This window comes from Arthrobacter sp. BL-252-APC-1A (genome assembly GCF_009696625.1).
GTDB lineage: Bacteria > Actinomycetota > Actinomycetes > Actinomycetales > Micrococcaceae > Arthrobacter_B.
Genome location: NZ_VULS01000008.1, coordinates 1 through 23,455, shown reverse-complemented (window position 1 = coordinate 23,455; position 23,455 = coordinate 1). Strand labels below are relative to the sequence as shown.

At 64.1% G+C, this 23,455-nt stretch carries 21 protein-coding genes and 1 pseudogene; 14 read left to right on the top strand and 8 right to left on the bottom strand.

Features of this window, described 5'->3' with window-relative positions:
• Window positions 1-6: 6 nt before the first annotated feature.
• A pseudogene (locus tag FYJ28_RS12460) lies at window positions 7-1,491 on the bottom strand (DUF349 domain-containing protein).
• Window positions 1,492-1,640: 149 nt separating this feature from the next.
• Window positions 1,641-1,934 carry a hypothetical protein gene (locus FYJ28_RS12455; protein ID WP_154579511.1) on the bottom strand — a complete coding sequence of 98 codons (294 nt, stop codon included), beginning with the start codon at window positions 1,932-1,934 and terminating at the stop codon, window positions 1,641-1,643.
• A gap of 212 nt (window positions 1,935-2,146) precedes the next feature.
• Between FYJ28_RS12455 and hisS the strand changes: the two genes are divergently transcribed.
• The 3 genes from hisS (at window position 2,147) to FYJ28_RS12440 (ending at window position 5,496) form a co-directional block, all read left to right on the top strand.
• A complete protein-coding gene (gene hisS / locus FYJ28_RS12450; protein ID WP_154579510.1) occupies window positions 2,147-3,490 on the top strand; it encodes a histidine--tRNA ligase in 1,344 nt (447 codons plus the stop codon).
• A 63-nt stretch (window positions 3,491-3,553) separates the two neighbouring features.
• On the top strand, window positions 3,554-4,558 hold the full coding sequence (locus FYJ28_RS12445; protein WP_154579509.1) for a TIGR03557 family F420-dependent LLM class oxidoreductase: 1,005 nt from the start codon (window positions 3,554-3,556) through the stop codon (window positions 4,556-4,558).
• On the top strand, window positions 4,555-5,496 hold the full coding sequence (locus FYJ28_RS12440; RefSeq protein ID WP_229780445.1) for a coenzyme F420-0:L-glutamate ligase: 942 nt from the start codon (window positions 4,555-4,557) through the stop codon (window positions 5,494-5,496). Before FYJ28_RS12445 ends, FYJ28_RS12440 begins: the two co-directional genes overlap by 4 nt.
• A 118-nt stretch (window positions 5,497-5,614) precedes the next feature.
• Here the strand turns inward: FYJ28_RS12440 and FYJ28_RS12435 are convergent, their stop codons facing one another.
• The 4 genes from FYJ28_RS12435 to FYJ28_RS12420 form a co-directional block, all read right to left on the bottom strand.
• Complete coding sequence (locus FYJ28_RS12435; protein WP_326831688.1) at window positions 5,615-7,813, bottom strand: S8 family serine peptidase; 2,199 nt, start codon at window positions 7,811-7,813, stop codon at window positions 5,615-5,617.
• Between the two features lie 221 nt (window positions 7,814-8,034).
• Window positions 8,035-8,844, bottom strand: a complete 810-nt coding sequence (locus FYJ28_RS12430) for an ABC transporter ATP-binding protein (RefSeq protein WP_154579507.1) — start codon at window positions 8,842-8,844, stop codon at window positions 8,035-8,037.
• Window positions 8,841-9,899 carry a putative F420-0 ABC transporter permease subunit gene (locus FYJ28_RS12425; RefSeq protein WP_154579506.1) on the bottom strand — a complete coding sequence of 353 codons (1,059 nt, stop codon included), beginning with the start codon at window positions 9,897-9,899 and terminating at the stop codon, window positions 8,841-8,843. The genes FYJ28_RS12430 and FYJ28_RS12425 overlap by 4 nt, the downstream gene beginning before the upstream one ends.
• Complete coding sequence (locus FYJ28_RS12420; RefSeq protein ID WP_229780444.1) at window positions 9,892-10,863, bottom strand: putative F420-0 ABC transporter substrate-binding protein; 972 nt, start codon at window positions 10,861-10,863, stop codon at window positions 9,892-9,894. Before FYJ28_RS12420 ends, FYJ28_RS12425 begins: the two co-directional genes overlap by 8 nt.
• Before the next feature lie 387 nt (window positions 10,864-11,250).
• Between FYJ28_RS12420 and FYJ28_RS12415 the strand changes: the two genes are divergently transcribed.
• The 7 genes from FYJ28_RS12415 to FYJ28_RS12385 all read left to right on the top strand — a co-directional run bounded on the left by FYJ28_RS12415 (window position 11,251) and on the right by FYJ28_RS12385 (window position 18,389).
• Complete coding sequence (locus FYJ28_RS12415; protein WP_154579504.1) at window positions 11,251-12,099, top strand: nitrilase-related carbon-nitrogen hydrolase; 849 nt, start codon at window positions 11,251-11,253, stop codon at window positions 12,097-12,099.
• A gap of 36 nt (window positions 12,100-12,135) precedes the next feature.
• The gene (gene hydA / locus FYJ28_RS12410; protein ID WP_154579503.1) at window positions 12,136-13,557 is read left to right on the top strand and encodes a dihydropyrimidinase; all 1,422 of its coding nucleotides are present in this window, start codon (window positions 12,136-12,138) and stop codon (window positions 13,555-13,557) included.
• A gap of 8 nt (window positions 13,558-13,565) precedes the next feature.
• On the top strand, window positions 13,566-14,582 hold the full coding sequence (locus FYJ28_RS12405; protein ID WP_154579502.1) for a TIGR03842 family LLM class F420-dependent oxidoreductase: 1,017 nt from the start codon (window positions 13,566-13,568) through the stop codon (window positions 14,580-14,582).
• A complete protein-coding gene (locus tag FYJ28_RS12400) occupies window positions 14,579-15,469 on the top strand; it encodes an ABC transporter permease (RefSeq protein WP_152227725.1) in 891 nt (296 codons plus the stop codon). Before FYJ28_RS12405 ends, FYJ28_RS12400 begins: the two co-directional genes overlap by 4 nt.
• Window positions 15,466-16,326 carry an ABC transporter ATP-binding protein gene (locus FYJ28_RS12395; protein WP_152227728.1) on the top strand — a complete coding sequence of 287 codons (861 nt, stop codon included), beginning with the start codon at window positions 15,466-15,468 and terminating at the stop codon, window positions 16,324-16,326. The genes FYJ28_RS12400 and FYJ28_RS12395 overlap by 4 nt, the downstream gene beginning before the upstream one ends.
• Complete coding sequence (locus tag FYJ28_RS12390; RefSeq protein WP_154579501.1) at window positions 16,323-17,174, top strand: ABC transporter permease; 852 nt, start codon at window positions 16,323-16,325, stop codon at window positions 17,172-17,174. Before FYJ28_RS12395 ends, FYJ28_RS12390 begins: the two co-directional genes overlap by 4 nt.
• Before the next feature lie 72 nt (window positions 17,175-17,246).
• Window positions 17,247-18,389, top strand: coding sequence for an ABC transporter substrate-binding protein (locus FYJ28_RS12385; RefSeq protein WP_154579500.1), 1,143 nt, complete (start codon window positions 17,247-17,249; stop codon window positions 18,387-18,389).
• Between the two features lie 288 nt (window positions 18,390-18,677).
• Here FYJ28_RS12385 and FYJ28_RS12380 read toward each other — a convergent pair whose 3' ends face one another.
• The gene (locus tag FYJ28_RS12380) at window positions 18,678-19,268 is read right to left on the bottom strand and encodes a TetR/AcrR family transcriptional regulator (RefSeq protein WP_154579499.1); all 591 of its coding nucleotides are present in this window, start codon (window positions 19,266-19,268) and stop codon (window positions 18,678-18,680) included.
• A gap of 69 nt (window positions 19,269-19,337) precedes the next feature.
• Between FYJ28_RS12380 and FYJ28_RS12375 the strand changes: the two genes are divergently transcribed.
• Both FYJ28_RS12375 and FYJ28_RS12370 read left to right on the top strand, forming a co-directional pair.
• The gene (locus FYJ28_RS12375) at window positions 19,338-19,745 is read left to right on the top strand and encodes a VOC family protein (RefSeq protein ID WP_154579498.1); all 408 of its coding nucleotides are present in this window, start codon (window positions 19,338-19,340) and stop codon (window positions 19,743-19,745) included.
• Window positions 19,746-19,993: 248 nt separating this feature from the next.
• On the top strand, window positions 19,994-21,019 hold the full coding sequence (locus FYJ28_RS12370) for a S66 family peptidase (RefSeq protein WP_154579497.1): 1,026 nt from the start codon (window positions 19,994-19,996) through the stop codon (window positions 21,017-21,019).
• Window positions 21,020-21,029: 10 nt separating this feature from the next.
• Here the strand turns inward: FYJ28_RS12370 and FYJ28_RS12365 are convergent, their stop codons facing one another.
• Complete coding sequence (locus FYJ28_RS12365; protein ID WP_154579496.1) at window positions 21,030-22,016, bottom strand: AraC family transcriptional regulator; 987 nt, start codon at window positions 22,014-22,016, stop codon at window positions 21,030-21,032.
• Window positions 22,017-22,391: 375 nt separating this feature from the next.
• On the opposite strand from FYJ28_RS12365, the gene FYJ28_RS17395 reads away from it, so the two are divergent.
• Together FYJ28_RS17395 and FYJ28_RS17715 are read left to right on the top strand one after the other, a co-directional pair.
• Window positions 22,392-22,904: a hypothetical protein gene (locus FYJ28_RS17395; protein ID WP_229780443.1), complete on the top strand. Its 513-nt coding sequence runs from the start codon at window positions 22,392-22,394 to the stop codon at window positions 22,902-22,904.
• Window positions 22,901-23,347, top strand: a complete 447-nt coding sequence (locus FYJ28_RS17715; protein WP_154579494.1) for a DUF1772 domain-containing protein — start codon at window positions 22,901-22,903, stop codon at window positions 23,345-23,347. Before FYJ28_RS17395 ends, FYJ28_RS17715 begins: the two co-directional genes overlap by 4 nt.
• Window positions 23,348-23,455 lie beyond the last annotated feature (108 nt).

Below are 23,455 nucleotides of genomic sequence, written 5' to 3'. Positions count from 1 at the left end.
CTTCTGCTAGGAGAAGTCCTGTGCCGACCGGCGCAGGGTTTCCAGCCACTGCTCGCGTGCCTCAAGGGCTTCCCTGGCGTTGGCAATCTTCTTGGCGTCGCCGTCCTTCTCAGCTGCCGCGAGTTCCTCGCGCAGGGTGGCAATGGCAGCTTCAAGCTGGGCCAGGGCGCTGTTGGTGCGTGCCTTGGTTTCCGGATTGCTCCGCTGCCAGTGCTCGTCCTCAGCGGCCTTGACGGCCTCTTCCACCTTGCGGATCCCGGCTTCCATCCGGCCCATGTCTGCCCGGGGGACCTTGCCGGCCTCTTCCCAGCGGTCGCGGATCGACTGGAGCGCCTTGCGGGCAGCATTCAGGTCGGTGACGGGCAGGATTTCCTGTGCTTCCTTCAGCAGGGCTTCCTTCACAACGAGGTTGGCCGCGAACTCTTCGTCAATGACCTCGTTCGCTGCCTGCCTGGCGGCGAAGAATTTGTCCTGTGCTGCGCGGAAGCGTGCCCAGAGTGCGTCGTCGTCCTTGCGGCTGGCACGCTTGGAGGCCTTCCACTCGTCCATGAGCTGACGGTAGTCGGCGGCAGTGTTGCCCCAGTCTGTGGAGGTTGAAAGCGCCTCGGCCCGGGCGATCAGCGCTTCCTTGGCCCGCTTGGCTTCAGCGTTCTCATTGTCCAGCTACGAGAAGTAGGCGCGGCGGTGACGGTCGAAGACCGTGCGGGCGGAACGGAAGCGCTTCCAGAGCGCGTCTTCGTTGCTGCGGCCCAGGCGCGGACCGTTCTTCTGCGCTGCTTTCCACGCTTCGAACAGTTCGTTCATCCGGTTGCTGCTGGTCTTCCACTGAACCGTGGCGGGGTCCTTTGCCGCGATCTCTTCGGCTTCAGCCACGATCGCTTCCCGGGCGGCCAGTTCACGGGCGCGCACAGCTTCAGCTTCGGCACGCTCAGCGGCCTCGGCCTCCTTGATGCCGGCTTCGAGGGCAGCGATGCGGGCATCCAGTGCCAGGACGTCTCCGACCATCTTGCGCTCGGCTACCTGGGCAGCGAGGTGCTTGAGCGTCTTGTGCATGTCCGAGGCGGGTGCCTTGGCTGCGAGGCGCTGCTCCAGCAGGATGACCTGGCTGACGGCGTCGTCGTACTTTCGCACAAAGTAGCCAAGCGCTTCTTCACGGGTGGCATCCGGGTACTGTCCAACGGCGAACTCCTCGCCCTCAACAATCAGGAAGACATGTCCGTCTTCCTCGACCCGGGCGAATTTGGCGGCCTCTTCCAGCGGAGTGGTGTGGGCAGCCGGTGCGGCTACGGCAGGAGCCGGGGCGTTGGAGCCGGCCCGGGGCGCCGCAGGAGCGGGAGCCGGGCGCCGGGCTGCAAATGCTGCCGGGCTCGGCGCTGTGGGCCGCTGGTTTTCCGGAGCAGTCCCGGTAGTTTCGTCGGATTTCTGACTGTCTGTCACCGCTAAAAGTCTTTCACTCGATGGATGGCCGCTGAGCGAATCCCGCAGAGCCATTACTTCAGGGTAAACGAATCTCTCGTTCCCGGCGTTGCAGGCGTGCCGTCCCGGGTGCGTCCGCCGCCCCGCGGGCGGCATCGCCTCCAAAAACCCCAAGCCCTGACGTTAGCTTACCCATTATCGGGTACCGCCGGATTCCCGTGTTGTTACGGAGTGCCGGAAGGCAGGGGAGAAGCAGACGGTACGGGGGCAGGTGTCTCCGTCACCGCCGGCACGCGGCTCTGTTCGCGGAGGAGTTCAAGGTCATCGGCGGTGGGGTTGGAGGAGAACCAAAAGACCTGCAGTGCCGTCGCCAGCGCGAGGACAAGTGCTCCGGCCGCTCCGGCGTAGACATTGTCACGGAGCCGGCGCCTGCTCTGCTCGGCGGCCAGTTCCTGCCGGGCGGCCATCCGGGCCTGGCGCTGCCGCGCCGTGCGGCTGGTTCGGTTGGAGGCTTTCACGGGCTTCCTCCTCAATGGACGCTTCTTTGGATTCTTGGGGATCGGTACCTGCGGCACCGGACTGCGGACGGCACGGCCGGAAGCCGGATGCGGCTAAAATGGGTGCCGCACACAGTTTAGGCACTTATCCTGTGTGTTTTCCCCGTATTCGGCCCGCCGCGCGCTGCACAGCGCCGTGCGCCGGCCGCTTGATCCTGAAGGAGTCTGCCCGCATGGCACGCAAGGCCTCACTGTCCGGTTTCCCCGAATGGCTGCCGCAGGAACGCCTCGTGGAACTCCATGTGCTGGACGTGCTGCGCCGCACCTTTGAGCTGCACGGTTTCGCGAATATTGAGACCCGGGCTGTAGAGACCGTCGGACAGCTGCTGCGCAAGGGGGAAATCGACAAGGAAGTCTATGCCCTGAGCCGCCTCCAGGCCGAAGAAGGCGAGGCATCCGGCAAACAGGATCCGAATCAGCTGGCCCTGCACTTTGACCTCACCGTTCCGTTCGCCCGGTACGTCGTGGAGAACGCCGGACACCTTGCCTTCCCGTTCCGGCGTTACCAGATCCAGAAGGTGTGGCGCGGGGAACGGCCGCAGGAGGGCCGTGCCCGCGAATTCACCCAGGCGGATATTGACGTGGTGGGCGACGGCGACCTGCCGTTCCGGTACGACGTCGAGCTGGCGCTGGTGATCGCCGAGGCTCTTGGCGCTCTGCCCATCCCTGACTTCCGGATCCGTGTGAACAACCGCAAACTCGCTGAAGGTTTCTACCGCGGTATTGGGCTGGAAGACACGGCCGGAGTGCTGCGCAGCATCGACAAGCTGGAGAAAATCGGTGCAGACCGGGTCGCTGAGCTACTGGAGGAAGAACTTGGCGCTACACCGGAACAGGCATCCCTTGCATTGAAGCTTGCTTCCATCCGGACCGATGACGTGTCCTTCGTGGAGCAGGTCCGCAGCCTGGGCGTTTCGAACGAACTGCTGGACACCGGGCTTGATGAGCTGGAACAGGTGATCGCCGAAGCAGCCCGCCGCGCACCGGGCAAGGTGATTGCGGACCTCTCGATCGCCCGCGGCTTGGATTACTACACCGGAACGGTCTACGAAACGGTCCTGGTGGGCCACGAACAGCTTGGTTCAATCTGCTCCGGCGGCCGCTACGACTCGCTGGCGACCAAGGGCAACCGGTCCTTCCCCGGCGTCGGGCTCTCCATTGGCGTCACCCGCCTGGTGATGCGGATCCTCAGCCAGGAGTTCGCCGAAGCCAGCCGCTCGGTTCCCACCGCGGTCCTGGTGACCCTTGCCGACGATGACTCCTGGTCCGCCGCGCAGGACGTCGCCGCCGCCCTGCGCGGGCGCGGCATCGCCGTCGAGGTGGCTGCCAAGGCAGAGAAGTTCGGCAAGCAGATCAAGTACGCGGACCGCCGCGGCATCCCCTTTGTCTGGTTCACCTCCGCAGACGGCACACACGAGGTGAAGGACATCCGTTCCGGCGATCAGGTCCAGGCTGACCCTGCCGTGTGGACGCCGCCGGCGGAGGACCTGCTTCCGCAGGTCAGCGCACGCGGCTGAATGTTGCACGGCTGAAACACGCCGTTCTCCGTTTGGGGCATGCTGCTGGCCTATAGTGGCTGCATGAAAACCCCGTTGCGGATCGGCTATGCGGCCATGCTCGAGCAGTTCCATCCCAGTGAAGCGGTCGCCCTGTCTGCGTACGCGGAGGAGCGCGGCTTCTCCGGTGTTATGGCAGCGGACCACTTCCAGCCGTGGGTTCCGGCGCAGGGCCAGTCGGCCTTCGTCTGGAACGTGCTCTCGGCGCTGGGTGAGCGGACCAAGGGTGACATCGGTCCGGGCGTGACCGCGCCGACCTTCCGCTGGCATCCAGCCATGGTGGCGCAGGCCTCCGCGACGCTGGCTGCCATGTACCCGGGCCGGCACTGGCTGGGTCTTGGTTCAGGCGAGGCATTAAACGAGCACGTCACGGCCCAGTACTGGCCGGAAGCCCCCGAGCGGATCAACCGCATGTTCGAGGCCATCGAGATCATTTCCAAGCTCTTTGCCGCGTCGCTGGCCGGGAAGGACGTGCGGCACAGCGGCACCTTCTACAAGATGGAATCCACCCGGCTCTGGACCATGCCGGAGGTTGCTCCCGAGATCCTGGTGGCAACGGCCGGACCGGTTACTGCCAAACGCGCGGGCAGGCACGCGGACGGGTTGATCACTGTCGGCGCGCCACTGGAAAAGATCGAAGGGCTTTTCGCACGGTTCGACGCCGGTGCCCGCGAGGCAGGGAAGGACCCGGACAACATGCCGAAGGTCCTGCAGCTGCATATGAGCTGGGCGCCAACCTACGAGGATGCCTTGGCCAACGCCATGACTGAATGGCCAAACGGCGGAATGAAATTCCCCAAGGCTGACATCCGGTCGCCCTTCGAGCTGGAACAGATGGCCCGGCTGGTGCGTCCTGAGGACTTCGAAGGCAGGCTGCTGATCTCTGAGGATCCCGATGTCCACCGTGCCTACATCCAGAAGTTCCTCGATCTCGGATTCGACCGCGTCTACCTCCACAACGTGGGGCGGAACCAGCGGGAATGGATCGATGTTTTTGGCACCTCCGTTCTGCCGGAGCTGCACCGATGACACTGGATAACCTCATGCGGTCCGATGTTGACTCCGGGCAGGCACTGCCCGCTGCGCGCCGTCTGGTGATTACGCCCGTCCGCGGGATCAAAGAGGTCAGGGCCGGAGACGACCTGGTGGAGCTGATCGGGGACGCCTGCGGCAAGGAACTCAGGAGCGGCGACATCCTGACCGTCACATCCAAGATTGTTTCAAAAGCGGAGGGCCGGACGGTTTCTGCCGAGGCCAGGGATGAAGCGGTGGAGTCGGAGACCGTACGCGTGGTGGCAAGCCGGCCTCACGCCGGCGGAGTAACGCGAATCGTGGAGAACCGGCTCGGCATAGTCGCGGCTGCTGCAGGTGTGGATGCCAGCAATACAGCTGACGGAACGGTCCTGCTGCTTCCGGAAGACCCGGATGCTTCAGCCCGAAAGTTGTGCCGCGGTTTGAAGCGGGACTTCGGCGTGGACATCGGAGTGATCATCACCGATACACTTGGCCGGCCGTGGCGCCAGGGACAGACAGACGCTGCCATAGGCACTGCCGGCATCAGTGTCCTGCTGGACCTGCGTGGCCAGCCGGACGCCTCGGGCCGCCCGATGAGCGCCACGGTCACAGCCGTAGCCGACGAGATCGCCGCGGCAGCGGACCTGGTCAAGGGCAAGACCGCCGGCGTTCCGGTTGCGCTGGTCCGCGGGATGGACATGCTCGTGAATGTCGGCGGTCTGGACAAGGATCCGGGTGCACGAGCTCTGCTGCGTCCTGCCGATGAAGACATGTTCCGCCTGGGTACTGCTGAGGCGTATGAAGACGGCCGGCGGTCGGGCACAAGGAACGGTTACAACGCCGGGTACGACGACGGTCACGCGGCCGGCTACGAGGACGGCTACGCGGCGGGCTATGCCGCTGCGGCGGCCGAGGCGCGCCGTCGAGCACGCAGCGCCGGAACCCAGAGGTAAGCCCGGGCCGACGGAAAGCGCAGCCACCGGCGGAACGGCGACCAAACGGAAAGGCCTCCCGGAAGCCTGCTGGCGCAGCAGGCTTCCGGGAGGCCTTTTTCTTGAATCCGATTACCTGTTAGTTCCCGAAGCGGGCATCGAACCGGTACATAAAGGCCGCCATCGCGTCCCGCTTAATCGGCGTTACGGGGCGGAACGCCGCTTTGCCGTTGGCTTCCTTCCAGCCCGTGGAGATGCCGGTTGATGCCAGCCAGGCAATCTCCTTGTAGAACTGGTTGTTCCTGGCGACGTCCGTGAACGGCGATTTGCCTGGTGCCGTGTAACTGGGCGAATCCGCAAAACGGTACATAAACGCGGCCATGGCGTCGCGGTTGACGGGTTGCAGCGGCCGGTACGTCCGGGAACCATTGGCCTGAACCCATCCGGTGGATATGCCTTCCGAAGCCAACCAGGCGATCTCCTTATAGAACTGCGTGCTCGGGGTGACGTCCGAGAACGGTGACTTCTTCGGGGGAGTGTAGTTCGGGCTCCCGGCCAGACGGTACATAAATGCGGCCATGGCGTCGCGGTTGACGGGTTGCAGCGGCCGGTACGTCCGGGTCCCGTTCGCTTCCTTCCACCCGGTGGAGATGCCCCGCGATGCCATCCAGGAGATCTCGTCGAAGAACTGTGCGTTCGCAGGCACATCCGTGAACGGCGGCTTGGGTTTGGCCACCTTGGAGGTGGGGTTGGAGCGTTTGGTGGTGGTGGCGTAGCCGGGTTTGGTGCCGGTGACTTCGACGCTGATGGTGGCTCCGGCGTCGGCGCCGGTGAGGATGTAGGTGCTCTTAGTGGCGCCCTTGATGGGGGTGGTGCCGCGCAGCCACTGGTAGCTGAGGTTTACCGGTGCCGGGGCCCAGGTGCCTGGTGTGGCGGTGAGGGTGGACCCGACGGTGGCGGTGCCCTTGATCGAGGGGATGGGTGCCGCCTCCAACGGGTCTGTGGCGGCGGCAGTTACGTCGAGCAGCCTGGGCCCGCAGTAGGGCTCACAACCGTTGGGAAGCTCCCGTGCGGTTTCCGTCAGGCGGGCTTCCACCTGGGCGGGCGTCATGCCCGGGGAAACCGCAAGCATGAGGGCTGCCGCACCCGCTACATGCGGAGCGGCCATGGAGGTGCCCTGATAGAAGGCGTAGGACTCCAGGGTGGGGCTTGTCTGCCCGAAGTTGAGGGTCGAGAGGATGCCGGCCTCATCGCCTAGACTCATGTTCCCGCCCGGAGCCATGATGTCCACCTCGGGCCCGTGGTTTGAGTAGTAGGCACGCTGTCCGTCCGGACCTGTCGCCCCGACCGCGATCACGCCCTGGCAGTTGGCGGGAACCATGTTCGCGGCAGGTCCGCCGTCGTTGCCTGCGGAGACGACTACAACGGAGTTGCGGCTGTTGGCGAAGTCAACCGCTGACTGCATGGCGTAGGAACAGGTGCTAACCCCGCCCAGGCTCAGGTTCAGTACACCGGCGGGGTTCGCGTTGACCGGAATGCCGGGCAGTTCACCGCCCGCGGCCCAGATGATCGCGTCGGAGATGTCGGACAGGTAGCCTCCGCAGTCACCGAGCACGCGGACCGGGACGATCTTGGCCTCCGGGGCGACACCGCTGATTCCTTGTCCATTGTTCGCAGTGGCGGCCACAGTTCCTGCAACATGCGTTCCGTGCCAGCTAGACCCTCTGGCCGGGCAGGCGGATCCGTCCGACCAGTCCCCTTCGTCCCTGGGACCGGGATCGCGGCCGTCACCGTCGCGGGCCATGTCCGGGTCGCTCATGAGGTCATAGCCGGGCAGGATCCGGCCGGCTAGGTCTGAGTGGTTGGTGATGCCTGAATCAATGACAGCTACAACCTGGCCCTTGCCACGGGTGGTGTCCCAGACGCTGGGCACGTTCGCCCCGCCCACCGGGTCAAAAAGATTCCACTGCGACTCGTAATACTCGTCATTCGGCGGCAGGAATGCGGGCGTGAGCAGGATATCCGGCTCAATGTTTTCCACCGCAGGGTTCTCAGCAATGGAGGCCATGAGCGCCTGGGACTCGACTTCGGTCAACTCCTTGTCCACCGTAACAACCGAGGCGCCGGTCCCGGTCTCGAAAAGAACTGTGGCATCGGCGCCCAGCTCTTCAGCCGCTGATTCGTACGCCTCCGCCCGGTCCGTGGAACTGATGCCTGCCATGTGGCGGTAGGAGATGATAAATCGGTCCGTTACTGGGCCGGTGGATTCTGATCCACGCACCTCCGTGGACGATTCCGGCAGAGCCTCGCTGGTAGCGAAGGCAGGAACGGCGCTCACGCTGCTTCCGACGAGAGCTGCAACAGCAATAGCTGCAAACCTTTGACGCACGCTGAAGAACGTACTTTCCCCCATTTAGTCTTCCTGTCAAGAATGTGGGCGCGGTTAGCAGTGACGTCAAAACCGGCCAGCCTAGATCACCCCGCTGAATGACGGGACATCGAAAACTGTAACCCACCGCGCGGACAAGGGCAGTTGCAGGAAGTCCGCCCGAAACGGGCCTACCGGCCCAGCGCGACCAGCGGCCGTCCCGTCAGAGGGTGCTCGAGCATTACAGCCTGCACACCGTAGACGTGCCGGATCAACTCCGGAGTCAGCACAGACCGGACCGGCCCGGACGCTACGACCTTCCCCCTTAGAAGCACGATCAGGTGGGAACAGGAGGCCGCCGCATGGTTGATGTCGTGCAGCGCTGCCCCCACGGCCGTCCCGCGGGCAGCCAGTCCCTCCAGCAGCTCCAGCGTTTCCAGCTGGGCGGACGCATCGAGATGATTGGTGGGTTCATCCAGCAGCAGCACTGAGGGTTCCTGGGCCAGGGCACGCGCCAGCTGCGCGCGCTGCTGTTCGCCGCCGGAAAGCGTGGAATAGGCGCGGTCTGCAAGATGGACGACGCCGGCCGCCACCAGGGCGCGCTCCACCACGTCCAAATCTTCCGGGCTGTCTCCGGCGAGCAGGCCGCGGTGCGGGGTTCGGCCAAGCGCCACGACTTCACGGACGGACTGACCGGTCTCGGCAGGCAGGGACTGCTCCACGAGTGCGATGCTGCGTGCCCGCTCCCGCGACCGCGTTGCCGAAAGCGCCCGGTCCCCGAACCGTACCGTTCCGCCATCGGGCCCAAGCATGCCGGCCAGCAGATGAAGCAGGGTGGATTTTCCTGCACCGTTTGGGCCCAGCAGTCCCGTGAATGTGCCGGGTTCAAGGGTGCAGTCCACCCCATCCACCAGTACCCTGCCGCCCCGGACCACCCGCACCCGCTCAGCTGACAGGTCCCGGCGGGCTGTGACGACGGTTCCCGGCGTCCGGGCGCTCATGCCCCGCTCCGCCGTCGTAGCAGCAGCAGGATAAAGAAGGGGGCTCCGATCAGGGCCGTCACGATCCCCACCGGTATCTCCCGGGGATCGAATACCGTCCTGGCCGCGGTGTCTGCCAGCACGAGGAACAGGGCACCGGCAAGGGCGGAAAGCGGGAGCAGGGAACGGTGGGACGCTCCGGCCAGCATCCGCACGGCGTGCGGCAGGACCAGGCCCACAAACCCAATGGACCCGCTCACGGACACCATCGCCCCGGTCAGCAGGGCAGTGGCCCCCAGCAGGGTCCACCGCACGGCCGGCACCGGCACGCCAAGCGCCGAGGCAGCGGTGTCACCGAAGGAGAAAGCGTCCAGGAGCCGGCCGCAGAACATCAGCGGAATCCCGACGACGGCGAGTGCCGGAAGGGCGATCGCCGTACTGGACCAGGTGGCTCCGGCAAGGGATCCCATCAGCCAGCCGAGCACTTCGCGGTAGGAGTCGCCCTGCGCTGTCCAGAACACTACAAACGACGCCGCGGCTGCAGCCAGCGAAGAGACCGCCAGTCCGGCTAGGACGGTGCGGGTTGGAGTGATGGAGCCCAACGCGCCGGCGAGGGTCAGCGTGGCGGCCATCGCCAGCATGGCTCCGGCGAACGCCGCAACGGGAAGGACGACGGCGGCGCCCAGCAGCAGCACCGAAACAGCTCCCAGGCTGGCCCCGGAACTTAGCCCCAGCAGGTACGGGTCTGCCAGCGGATTGCGGGTCAGTGCCTGGATCACGGCCCCGCTCAGGGCAAGTCCCGCGCCAACGGCCGCGGCCGTCAGGACCCGGGGCAGCCTCAGGTCCCGGACAATCGCCTCCTGCAGCGGCGTCAGCGATCCGCTGCCCGGAGCAGTCAGCGCCAGCCATGCATCCCGCACCCCGAGCCCGGCAGGTCCGACGGTCAGTGCCCAGAGCCCGGCACCGGCAAGCCCCAGGCAGAGGGCCGCGCCGACCAGCCAGGGACGGCGGGAGCGTGGTCTCCGGGCGGGCTGTTCGACGGCGGGTGCGCCGGGGCGGGCGATGGTCTCAGTCAAGGGCAGCCAGCTGCTCGGCCAGGGAACGTACGGTCTCAACGTTGCGGACTCCCGCTTCCGATGCGGCGAAGGGCACAACCAGGTAGCGCCCTTCCTGAACGGCAGAGAGCCGGGAAATGACGGGATGGGATTCGAGCACGGACTTCTTCTTCTCTGCGCTGCCCCAGGCAGAATCAACGAGCACAATGACGTCCGGGTCCGCCTCGGCAACGGCCTCCCAGGAGTAGGGGCTCCAGCCCGCATCGATTCCGGCAGCAATGTTTTCAAGGCCTGCGGATTCCATCAGCAGCTGCGGTGCACCGCTTCCCGCACCTACGTAGGGGGTGTCGGACCCGGAGCTGTACCAGAGGGCGCTTAGTCCCTTGTCCGAGGGCGTGAGCCCCTCGAGTTCCGCACGCTGTGCCTCAACCAGGTCAGCGGCTGCTTCCTGAGCTCCGAACAGGTCTCCGGCCTCCTCGATGGCGGCGAAGACGTCGTCGAAAGTCAGCGGGCTGGGCCGGTATCCGTCTCCCTGGCAGGCGGCGGGGGAGACGTAGCTGGCTACGCCCAGTTCATCGAGCTGGGCGCGTTCCCCAGCGCCGTCGGCTGAGAAGTTAGATTCCCAGCCGGCAAAAACCAGGTCCGGGGCGAGGCCCAGGACAGCTTCATGGGAAGGCACCTTCTCTGCAAGGACCGGGGGAACGTGGGCGTCTGCCCACGCTTCGGGCACCGGACCGTCAGCGAAGGCAGTGCCTACGATCTTCTCGCCCAGGCCCAGGGCCAGGAGCAGCTCGGTGGAGGTGGACTTTATGGTGACCACCCGTTCCGGCGGGGCATCCAGGGAGACGGCGGTTCCACAGTTATCCAGTTCCAGCGGGAACCCGGCATTGAGGGAGGAATCCGGAGTTTCCGGGCGCTGAGCCTGCGCTGAATCTGCGGGCGGGCCGGCGCAGCCGGTAAGCGCCAGTACGGTGAGTGCGGCCAACGCGGCAGGGCGCAGGAAACCGGGTGGGACATCAGACGGGGGAATCATAAAACCTCGCAGGTGGAAGTGATCCGGGCGGTGGTTCCGCTGGGCTGCCGTGCCCGCGGAAGAGGTGCGGCTGGGCCCAAATCAAGGCCTGCTGAGCCCCGGCCAATCCGGCCGGAAATCGGTTGCCCGCCTGCCGGGATGAAAGCGCACCGGCGGCGATTTCTACACTCTTGCAGAACTCGTCCGCGTAGCCAAGGATGGCGGGCACGGAGAACCGGGCTGCACCGCAGCTTTAATGCCTCCGAAACGCAGGAGAAATGTTTAGCCCAAAAGATGGTGAAAAGCCCTCGCGGCCTTTTGCGAAACGGGCGGCTGAGCCGCCGGAATGTGGAGGATGTTTTGACGATCGTTCGAACCGCACTGACCCAAACCACCTGGACCGGGGATGAAGAGTCCATGGTTGCCAAGCATGAGGACTTCGTCCGCCGGGCGGCAGCGGAAGGTGCGCAGGTCATCTGCTTCCAGGAACTCTTCCACGGCCCGTACTTCGGAATTGTCCAGGACAGCAAGTATTACGAATACGCGCAGGCAGTCCCGGGGCCGCTGACGGAACGGTTTTCCAAACTGGCAGCCGAGCACAACATGGTGATTATCCTTCCCGTCTACGAGGAGGAGCAGCCCGGTGTCTACTACAACACCGCAGCCGTGATCGACGCGGACGGAACGTATCTGGGCAAATACCGGAAGAACCACCTACCCCACGTGGAGAAGTTCTGGGAAAAGTTCTATTTCCGTCCGGGAAACCTCGGCTGGCCGGTTTTCGACACCGCCGTCGGAAAAGTCGGCGTCACTATCTGCTACGACCGGCATTTCCCCGAAGGCTGGCGGGTGCTGGGACTGAACGGCGCCCAGCTGGTCTTCAACCCGAATGCTTCCAAGCCAGGACTCTCCAACCGTCTCTGGGAACTTGAACAGCCGACTGCCGCGGCGGCCAACGGCTACTTTGTGGTGGTCCCGAACCGGGTAGGGGAGGAAACCAACGAATTCGGCGAGGAGGCAGTGGACTTCTACGGCACCTCTTACATCGCCGACCCGCAGGGCAACTACGTCGGTGAGGTGGGCGCTCGGGACGGGGAAGAACTGATGATCCGCGACCTCGATATGGAACTGGTCCGCACCGCAAGGAACAACTGGCAGTTCTACCGGGACCGCCGTCCGGATGCCTACGACCCCATCACCGCACCGTAAGCCCGGACAGCACAGAGGAAGGCAAGGAAACGCTTTATGGCAACAACACTGATCTCCGGTGGCACCGTCGTCACCGCCACCGGCCGCAGCGCTGCGGATGTCCTGGTGGACGGAGTGAAAATCGCCGCGGTCCTGGCACCCGGATCCACCCTGCTGGGACACGACCTGGCAGGTTCCGTGGACACTGTCCTGGACGCCACCGGCAAGTACGTGATTCCCGGCGGAATCGACGCGCACACCCATATGCAGATGCCCTTCGGCGGCACCGAAGCCTCCGACACCTTCGAGACCGGAACCCGTGCAGCAGCCTGGGGCGGAACCACCACCATTGTTGACTTCGCCATCCAGCGCTACGGCGAACGGGTCATGGATGGCCTGGCAGCCTGGCATGAAAAAGCCGCAGGACAATGCGCCGTCGACTACGGCTTCCATCAGATCATCGGCGACGTCAACGACGACTCGCTCAAGGCGATGGAAACCCTCCCGGACGAAGGAGTCTCCAGCTACAAGCTCTTTATGGCATACCCGGGCGTCTTTTACAGCGACGACGCGCAGATCTACAAAGCCATGCGGGTCGGCGCCGAGACCGGACTGATGACCATGATGCACGCCGAAAACGGTCCTGCGATTGACGCGATGGTCACCGAACTTCTGGCCCAGGGCAAAACCGACCCCTACTACCACGGCGTTGCACGCGCCTGGCAGATGGAGGAGGAAGCCACCCACCGGGCCATCATGCTGGCCAACCTGACCGGAGCACCGCTCTACGTCGTCCACGTTTCCGCAAAACAGGCAGTTGAGCAGCTCGCGGCAGCCCGGGACAACGGGCAGAACGTCTTCGGTGAAACCTGCCCGCAGTACCTCTACCTCTCGCTCGAGGACCAGCTTGGTGCGGAAGGGTTCGAGGGCGCCAAATGGGTCTGCTCCACGCCGCTGCGGTCCAAGCACGAGCACCACCAGGACCACATGTGGCAGTCGCTGCGCACCAACGATATCCAGATGGTCGCCACTGACCACTGCCCGTTCTGCATGAAGGGACAGAAGGACATGGGGGTGGGGGACTTCTCGAAGATTCCCAACGGCATCGGCTCGGTGGAACACCGCATGGACCTGATGTACCAGGGCGTCGTGGACGGAAAAATCAGCCTGGAGCGCTGGGTGGAGATCACCAGCACGACGCCGGCGCGCATGTTTGGCATGTATGGCACCAAGGGCGTGATTGCCCCGGGAGCAGACGCCGACGTCGTTATTTACGACCCGAACGGGCACACCTCGATCGGGCTGGAGAAAACCCACCACATGAACATGGACTACTCGGCGTGGGAGGGCTACGAGATCGAAGGGCACGTGGACACGGTGATGTCCCGCGGCCGGGTGGTCGTCAACAACAACGAGTACCTGGGCAGCAAGGGCCACGGGCAGTATGTCCGCCGCGCAACCAGCCAGTACCTGGTCTAGGGGGAAACATGGAATTCGGTGCGGTACTGCAGTGCAATCCTCCCGCCCAGCGGACGGTGGCGCTTGCCAAGAAAGCGGAGGAACACGGGTTTGACTACGTGTGGACCTTCGATTCACACCTGCTCTGGCAGGAGCCATACGTGATCTACAGCCAGATCCTGGCCGAAACCCGGTCCATCAAGGTGGGGCCGATGGTCACCAACCCCGCCACCCGGGACTGGACCTTGACGGCGTCGACCTACGCCACGCTGAACCAGATGTACGGCAACCGGACCGTCTGCGGGATCGGCAGGGGAGACTCCGCGGTGCGGGTCACCAACGGGGCTCCCACCACGCTGAAGACGCTTCGCCAGGCAATCCATGTGATCCGGGAACTGGCCAACTCCCGGCCGGTTGAATACAACGGCGCCACCCTGCAGTTCCCGTGGAGCAAGGGCTCGGAACTGGAGGTCTGGGTGGCGGCCTACGGTCCGCTGGCACTGAAGCTCACCGGGGAGGTGGGGGATGGGTTCATCCTCCAGCTGGCGGACGTGGACATTGCCGAGTGGATGATTCGTACTGTCCGGCAGGCCGCGGCCGACGCCGGCCGGGACCCGGACAGCATCGAATTCTGCGTCGCAGCGCCGATGTACATCGGCACCAACCGGGAACACATGCGCAACCAGTGCCGCTGGTTCGGCGGCATGGTGGGCAACCACGTGGCGGATATCGTGTCCAAATACGGGTCCGATTCCTCCGTGCCGCAGGCGCTGACCGACTACATTGCAGGGCGCCAGGGCTACGACTACAACGAGCACGGCCGTGCCGGGAACACCCATGCCGACTTTGTGCCGGATGAAATCGTGGACCGGTTCTGCATCCTGGGCACCGCCGAAGAGCACATGGAAAAGCTCGAAAAGCTCAAAGCCCTCGGCGTCACGCAGTTTGCCGGTTACCTCCAGCACGACAACAAGGAGGAAACCCTGCGCGTCTACGGGGAGACGGTGATTCCTGCCCTGCGGGACCAGGTGGCTGCGAAGGCATGAAAACGGAAGTACGACGGCGGTGGCGCCCCTCCGCGATCGCGTGGGGGATTGGCGGGGTGCTGCTGCCGGTCCTTCTCTGGGAGGGGTACAAAGCTGTTGGCCCGGCGTCCGGGGTTAGCGTCGGCGGCATGCCGCTGCTGCCCCGGACCACGGACCTGGCCATGCCCCATTCCTGGACCATGCTTGAGCGGCTCCTGGCACCTGAATCCTCGGCCTCGGGCGCCGGACCCATGTGGGTGGCCGTGCTGCAGGCGGCCGGTTTTACCCTCGGCATCGCCGGTGCCGGCTGGCTGCTGGGCGTTGTGGTGGGGCTCGGGCTTGCCATGCTGATGCAGCGCTTCCGCAGCGCCAACTCGGCGATGCTGCCCTGGATCATCCTGAGCCAGACCGTGCCGCTGATCGCGATCGCTCCGCTGGTCCGCCGGTGGGGGTCACAGCTCGAGTTTGGCCCGTTCACGTGGGAGAACTGGATGTCCGTGGCCGTCATCTCCGCTTACCTGGCGTTCTTTCCGGTGGCCATTGGTGCGCTGCGCGGCTTCAACGCCCCGGAGAAGGCACACGAGGACCTCATGCGCACCTATGCCCTTGGCTGGTGGCAGACCTTCCTGCGGCTCAGGCTCCCGGCGAGCGTGCCGTACCTGCTCCCTGCACTGCGGCTCGCGGCCGCCAACGCGGTGATCGGGGCAGTGGTGGCGGAGGTTTCAATCGGGCTCCGCGGCGGTATTGGCCGCATGATCGTCGAATTCGCCGCCGCCGCGGGAGGTGACCCGGGCAAGCCCTGGGCGCCAATCTTCGGCGCCGTGGTGCTGGGCCTGGCCGCGGTGGGATTCGTTGCTTTGATCGGCGCACTGCTGCGCCGCTACCGCAGAGGAGAGCAGGCAGCATGAACAGCACTACGGATTCAATGGGCGGGACGGCGACGGCGGACGGGGGAGCGGTTCCGGTCCCCGCGGTTCACGCGGTCTCTGTTGGCCGCATCTTTGGCGCCGGACGCAGCCCGGTGCAGGCACTGCGGGACGTCAGCCTGAGCGTAGCTGCCGGTGAGTTTGTCTCCCTGATCGGTCCCTCCGGCTGTGGCAAAAGCACCCTGATGAGGCTGATCGCGGATCTGGATGCACCCAGTTCCGGAACGCTGAGCGTGTTCGGCAAGAGTGCGCGGCAGGCCCGGCTGGACCAGGATTACGGCATCGCTTTCCAGCAGGCAGGGCTGCTGCCCTGGCGGACCGTGCGCGGCAACATTGAGCTGCCTCTGCAGACCCACGGCGCCGCCCCGGCAGCCCGCCGGGCGCGCTCGGATGAACTGCTGGAGATGGTAGGCCTCTCCGACTTCGGCGAGCACTACCCGGACCAGCTCTCCGGCGGTATGCAGCAGAGGGTGGCCATCGCACGGTCGCTGGCTGAGTCACCCAAGCTGCTGCTGATGGATGAGCCTTTCGGAGCCCTGGATGAGATGACGCGGGAAAAGATGCAGAACGAACTGGTCCGCATCTGCGCGGAGACGGGCTGCGCCGTCGTTTTTGTCACCCATTCAATTCCGGAGGCCGTGTTCCTCTCCGACCGGGTGGTGGTGATGTCTCCACGGCCGGGTGAAATCCGGGAGATCGTGGACATCACGCTGGGCTCAGCCGGCGCCCGCGGTGCGGGACTTCGCGAGGAGGCTTCTTTTTACGAGGCGATCCGGACAGTGCGTGAGGCGCTGCACGGGGCCGAACCTGCTGCGGTCCGGGGAGCGGAAACCCGATGAGCAGGATCGTCCAGGACCCGCCGGCCGCACCGGCAGCGGGTGCGCCGGCGGAAACTCGTGGAGCAGCCGGCATCGATCCCGGCCGTCTGTCCGGGCTTGGCCGCCACCTCGCTGCGCCGCTGCTGCTGGGGGCAGCGGCACTCCTGGTGTGGCAGGGCGCGGTTTGGGTGCTGCAGATTGAGCCGTTCATCGTTCCGGGACCGCTGGCAATCGCCGAAGCCTTCGCCGGCAACCTGGCGAACGTGCTGGGCGCCGCCGTCGTGACCGGGGTGAACGCCGCCGTCGGGCTGGTGGTTGGAGCCCTGCTGGGGGTCGCAGCCGCTGTGGCCGCAGCTGCTGTGCCGGTGCTGGACCGGCTGGCGGCACCGCTGGTGGTGGCGCTCTCCGTCATTCCGATCGTGGCGCTGGCTCCGGTGCTCTACACAATGTTCGGTGCCGACCAGCAGGCCACCCGGCAGATCGTGGCGGGAATCGCCGTCTTCATCCCCGTCTACGTCAACTCGCTGCGCGGTTTCCGGCAGGTGAAGCCGGTGCACCGGGACCTGATGCGTTCCTATGCCGCCGGGAAGTGGCAGATCACCCGCAGCGTCACTCTGCCCAGTGCAGTGCCGTACATGTTCACCGGCCTGCGGATTGCGTCGTCGCTGGCCGTCGTCTCGGCACTGATTGCCGAGTACTTCGGCGGTCCGGTAGGTGGCCTGGGCAAGTCGGTGACCTCAGCGGCGTCGAGCAGCAACTACACGCTGGCCTGGGCCTACGTGCTTGGCGCCGTCCTGCTTGGACTGTTGTTCTACGCGGTCACGGCCGCGCTGGAGAAGTACTTTTCCCGGCACACCGGCGGCTCCTGAGCCGGGCGCCGCTCCATAGATGTTTCACCGCACCACTCCGTCCGCACTAACCGCCCGTATGAGGGGAAGCAAATGAACACACGAAGGAAACCGCTCACCATCCTGGCCTCCGGGCTGGCCGTCACTGCCCTGGCGCTGGCAGGCTGCGGCGGGGAATCCGGGGATGGCTCGGCCGCTGCCGATGAACTCACCCCGGTGAAGCTGCAGCTGCAGTGGTTCGCGCAGGCCCAGTTTGCCGGCTACTACGCAGCCCTGGACCAAGGCTTTTTCGAGGAGGAGGGCCTCGACGTCGAAATCCTGGAAGGCGGTGCCGATATTGTGCCGCAGGATGTCCTGGCCTCGGGCGACGCCGACTACGCTATCTCCTGGGTGCCCAAGGTTCTCGGCTCGATCGAGCAGGGCGCTGCCATCACCAACGTGGCGCAGATCTTCGAACGAAGCGCTACCCTGCAGGTCGCGATGGCGGACTCGGGCATTGACGGTCCAGAGGACCTGGCCGGAAAGAAGGTCGGCTCCTGGGGCTACGGCAACGAATGGGAGCTATTCGCCGGAATGCAGCAGGCCGGCGTGGAGATCGATGACATTGAACTGATCCAGCAGGCCTTTGACATGAACGGTTTCCTCGCCGGGGACATCGACGCCGCGCAGGCCATGACCTACAACGAATACGCGCAGGTGCTGGAGACGGAGAACCCCGATACGGGTGAGCTGTACCAGCCGGAGGACCTCACCGTCATCGACCGGAACGAAGAGGGAACCGCAATGCTCCAGGACGCCATTTGGGCGGACACACAGCGGCTCGAGGATGACGAGGAGTACCAGAAAACTACGGTTGCCTTCATCAAGGCCGCCATCAAAGGCTGGGCGTATGCGAAGGACAACCCCGAGGAAGCGGCGGAGATCGTGACCGGGGCCGGGTCCACGCTGGGCACGAGCCACCAGCTGTGGATGACCAATGAAACGTCCAAGCTGATCTGGCCGTCCACGAACGGCGTCGGCCTGATCGATGAGGCTGCGTGGGAACAGACGGTTGAGATCGCGCTGGGCACCAAGAACGAAACTGGTGCAACGATCATCAGTGAGGAGCCGCCGGCCACGTCCTGGACCAACGAGTACGTGGAGAAGGCGCTGGCCGAGCTGGAGGAAGAAGGCGTAGACACCAAGGGTGCCGACTTCGCGCCGATTGAGGTTGAGCTTCAGCCCGGAGGGAACTGACCCGGTTTGAACCCGTGCCGGCCTGGCCGGCGCATCGCTAGTTCGGCTTCTTGTCCGCCCGCCGGGCGGCCGTGGCTGATGGTGGTGTGCCGGCCAGGCTTTTTTGTGGTGCAGTGCGGCTGGGCCAGTCGGGATGTTCACCGGTCAAAAGCTGTAGCGTTTGAGCTACCCTCACCGCGAATCAATGCGGGCGGAGTATATGCGACTCGGGAGTCCTGGGATTGTTGGGTGCCGGGTGCCGGGTGCCGGGTGTCGGGTGTCGGAGCGGTGCTGCGGTGAGGGACCGGTCTACGGACGGGTAGATGGTCTCCCAACCGCGTTGACCAGCTGGTCTAGAGTTCGGTGGACAGCAGCGCGGGCATCAGGGTCATCGGGACGCTCGATCAGCCACAGCACGCCTTCATTCATAGCTCCCGATAGGAGCCGGGTGAGAGCTTCGACGTCAGCAGCGGGAGCGAGAAGCGCGATGGCCTCGTGGAGCTCCTGCATCGAGTTCTCTGCATCAAGAGCACGCCATTCGGTCCAACCAAGTACTGCCGGCCCATCAACCAGAATGACCCGGGCTGCTTCGTCCTGCGTAATGCCATCAACGAACGCATGGCAACCTGCCCGCAGCAACGCAAGAATGTCCCCTCGAGCAACTTCAGCATTGTCGACTATATGGGAGGCGACGCGTCTATGGCCGGCGCGCACCACCGCTCTCAACAAGCCGACCTTATCGTCGAAATGGTGGTAAACGGCCCCCCTGGTCACCCCTGCCGATCTCGCGATTTGCTCCACCGACGTCGCATGGAACCCGTAAGCCGCGAAGCACTGAGAAGCGGCGCTGAGAACTTTCTCAGCAGTGAAAGCGGCATCCACCGCAGAAGCACGGGGCATGGGAGTCTTTCCTTACGTTCAGTGTGTACGTATAGTTCCTTACATTCACATTGTACGTAAGGAGACTTCATGTCGATCAAAAGCTTCTATCCCGTCCTACAGGTTGAGAACCCGCCCGGCGTAGCAGACTTCTTCACAAACCACTTCGGCTTCCAGGTGGCTTTCACCACTGACTGGTATGTCAGCCTCCGTAACGGAGCACACGAACTTGCTGTGCTTGACTGCACCCACCCCACCATCCCGGAAGGCTTCCGGCTTCCTTGCCATGGCGTCCTCCTGAATATTGAGGTGGATGACGCGGCCAGTGAGTACACGCGACTGCGGAAGGCCGGAGTGTCCATGAAGCTCGAGCTACGAGACGAGGCTTTCGGACAACGCCACTTCATCGTCGAGGCGCCCGGTCAGATCCTGGTCGACGTGATCGAAGAAATCCCGCCCGCAGCAGAATTCGCTGATGCTTTCATTGCTTCGGCGTGAATCATTACTACCTGCAGTCGCTTACAGGATGCGCGGCAGCGCGATGCATTCACGCTGAGCCATCCGTTACGGACGCTCCTGCCGCGCTATCTGGAGATGCCGCTCCTGGTGCTGTGGTGGATTCACGGGATGAACGCGCAGCCCGCCGTCCGTGGAGGGTGTACGCAGAAGGAGCGGTTTACGAACACGGTCAGTTCTTGGTCCGCTAAAAGGAATGAGGACGTGGCCCGGGTTGCTACCTTTGAGCGATGGTTGCCATCCATGACCCCAAGCCGCTTCAGAGCGGAGATCGAATTGAGATACCCGCCCCATCCATGGGTGTCCCGAAGGAGCTGCACGAGCGGTTGTACTCCGCTACCAACGCGCTGAAGCGCGATGGCTTCGACCCTCATTTGCGTCCCCACGCCACTGTCGGCGGCCTCATGCCTGCTACGGCACAGGAGCGGGCGGAAGATCTAGCAGCAGCTTTCGCAGGGGCTGCTGGTGCAGTGCTACCGCCGTGGGGTGGAGAACTCGCAATCGAGCTCGTGGAACACCTCGACTGGGATGCAATCGCCGAGGAAGGAACCTGGTTTGTCGGCTGGTCGGACATCTCAACCCTGCTGATGCCGCTCACCATCCTCACCGGAGTAGCCACGCTTCACGGGGCGAACTTGATGGATGAACCCTGGGAGTTACCAACGGAGTTCCAACGCTGGACGGAAGTCGCCGGTGTGACGGAGGGCGATTCGTTCATACAGCATTCGGCTCCCCACCGCCGCTCACGCCCTTGGGTTGATTGGAACGATGAACCTCTTGATCGCGACTCCGCCTATGAAACCCCTACTCAGTGGCGATCTCTGGATGGTGGGCCAGTTAGGATGCGAGGGCGACTCATCGGTGGCTGTCTGGAGACTGTCTCCCTCCTAGCCGGCTCGCGGTTTGGAGACGTTCCTGGATTCGCTCAGCGCCACGCACCGGAGGGCATGATTGTTTATCTTGAGTCGGCCGGCTCCGATGCGCCATCCGTACTCCGGATGCTTTGGTCCTTACGTCTGGCAGGCTGGTTCCGTCATGCGTCCGGCATCCTCATCGGTCGCAGTAGCGCGGCCGAAACCAGTGGCTTGAACCAGGCACAAGCCCTGGACCGCGCACTCGGAGACCTCGAGATACCGGTCATTTTTGACTTCGACATCGGACACCAACCCCCTCAGATGCCGCTGATTAACGGTGCTCTCGCCGACATCAAGCTCAGCGACGGCCACGGCATCATCGTCCAGCACCTAGCAAGCTAACTCCGCCCCATTAGTCGATCGGTATAAAGGCGCTCCGGGTAGGGTGCATGTTTGGTTCCGATATTCCGTTCGAGAGGAGTGGGCGATGATGGCGGAACTCGGATGGTGTGATTCCCAGGTGCCTTTTGAATGCTGTGCTGAAGGAGAAGGCGTTGTTGTAGCCGACGCTGCGGGCGACATGCGCGACGGTGGTGTCCGGTGTTTGCAGGAGGTCACTCGCGAGGGTAAAGCGCCAACGAGTGAGGTAGGCCATGGGTGGCTCGCCGACGCTTGTTCGGAAGCGCGCGGCGAGAGAAGCCCGTGAGGTGTTGACGCGGCGGGCGAGGCTTTCCACGGTCCAGGGAGCCTCGGGGGCGGCGTGGAGCAGTTCCAGTGCATCAATGACCATGGGATCGGTGGTCGTCAGCCAAGTTGGTGCGGTTGAACGCTCGGAGCTTTCGATCCAGCGGCGGATGGTGGTTATGACGAGAACGTCTAGGAGGCGATCAATGACGACTTGGGCGGCTGGGTTGTCCTGTGAAATTTCACGGACGAGCAGGTCGACAAGCGTGTGATCGGCTTGCTCACGCGGGACAACAGCGAGCCGGGGGAGGGCGCGGGCGACGAGACCGCCGGCTTCATCGCGGCGTGCATACGTTCCCACGAGGAGGGTTGTTTCACCGTCCTCTGCGTTTCCCCATCGTCGGACGCCGTGACGGAAATCCTCGCGGAGATCGTGTCCGTCGACGGTGGTGCACTGCTGACCGGGACCAATGTCTATCGTCGGTGTGCTGGCCGCTGTGTCGGTCACCTCATACTGTTCAGGGCCGCGGATCAGGGCAACGTCACCTTCCGTAAGCAGCGCGCCATCAACTACGGCTTGCCCCGAGGTCACAGCGAGAACAGTTAGTGCGGCGTTGTCTCGAACCGTGATGCCCCAGGGTGCGGTCATCTGCATAGAAAGCGCGAAAGCCCTTGCGGCGCGGGGCCCATCGAGGAAGTGCGTCAAAGGGTCCATACTCGGGACGCTAGACGATCGCGAAGATATTTGCGAGCCTAGGCCATTCTTCGTCCAGCCAGATGGCGGTTCACTGGGGGTATGACAATCCTTATTCTCGGAGGTGCCGGGCGCACCGGGGCACGTATTCATCGCCGACTTTCCACCAATGGAGTTCCAACACGGTTGGCCTCACGCCGCACTGGGTTCGACTGGGATCAACCAGACACCTGGTCGGGTGCCGTTCACGGAACCACTGCCGCCTATGTGTGTTTCACACCCGATCTAGCGTTCCCCGGCGTCCCCGAGAAAATGAGGGATTTCGGGCGACTTGCGGCAGCAGCAGGTCTTGAACGGCTTGTTTTGCTCTCCGGCCGCGGCGAAGAAGGAGCCAGGATGAGCGAATCGGCTCTGCGCGAAGGCGGGGTACCGACAACAGTTCTGCGCTGTTCCTGGTTTCAACAGAATTTCTCCGAGCACTTTCTCACCGGCCCGGTCCGGAGGGGCCTCCTGCAGCTGCCAGCACCTGACGTACCCGAGGCGTTTGTCGATCTGGACGATGTCGCCGACGCCGCAGTTCAGGCCCTCACCTGCACAATTCCTGAGGATGCCACCTATGAGCTATCCGGCCCGGAGCTGTTGACCTTTGCTCAAACCGCCGCCATTCTCACCGACGCGTGTAAGCGGCAGGTCACTTACCTCAGTGTTGACGTCCCTACTTTTATAGCTGACCTCGCCCAGGACGGTGTACCGGCGGATGAAGCTGAACCGCTCGCGCATCTCTTCACGGAGATTCTCGATGGACGCAACGCGTCGCTCACCGTCGGCGTCGAAAACATGCTGGGCCGACCGGCGTCATCGTTTAGCGCGTACGCAAGGGCGACGGCTATGTCCGGGGTGTGGTCATGATCCAGGCCGCCGCAGTGGTGGGAGCCGGGCTCGTCGGAGGCGTCTATACGGCCTTTTCTGTAATGGTGATGCCAGCATTGCACCGAATCGATGACCAAGGCGCGTCGAACACAATGATCACGATAAACCGCGCGGCTGAACGTGGACCGTTCATCCTGATCTTCGGCTCAGCCTCCGTCTCCGCCCTCGGACTTGCCATGTCCGCGGCGTCACGTGGCGCCGTCGGCGATCTAGTCCTTGCTAGCGCATCTATTGCCAGCACGATCGTCACCATAGGAGTCAACGTTCCGCTTAACCGTCGGCTTGAACGCGAAGGGGTCAGCTTCTGGCCGGCATATCAACGGCGATGGACCACGGCAAACACCATACGTGCCGCCCTAGCCACAGCCGCCGTTCTCATAGCAGGTACACAATGGATACAAAAGGGACTGCTGAAGGTTTGATTGACACTTTGCCTGTGAGGATTTGATCCTTGCGGGTGGAAGGATGTTCATCATGCCCAAAGCCTTTCCCGAAGAGTTCCGACGCGATGTCGTCGCGGTCGCCCGCAA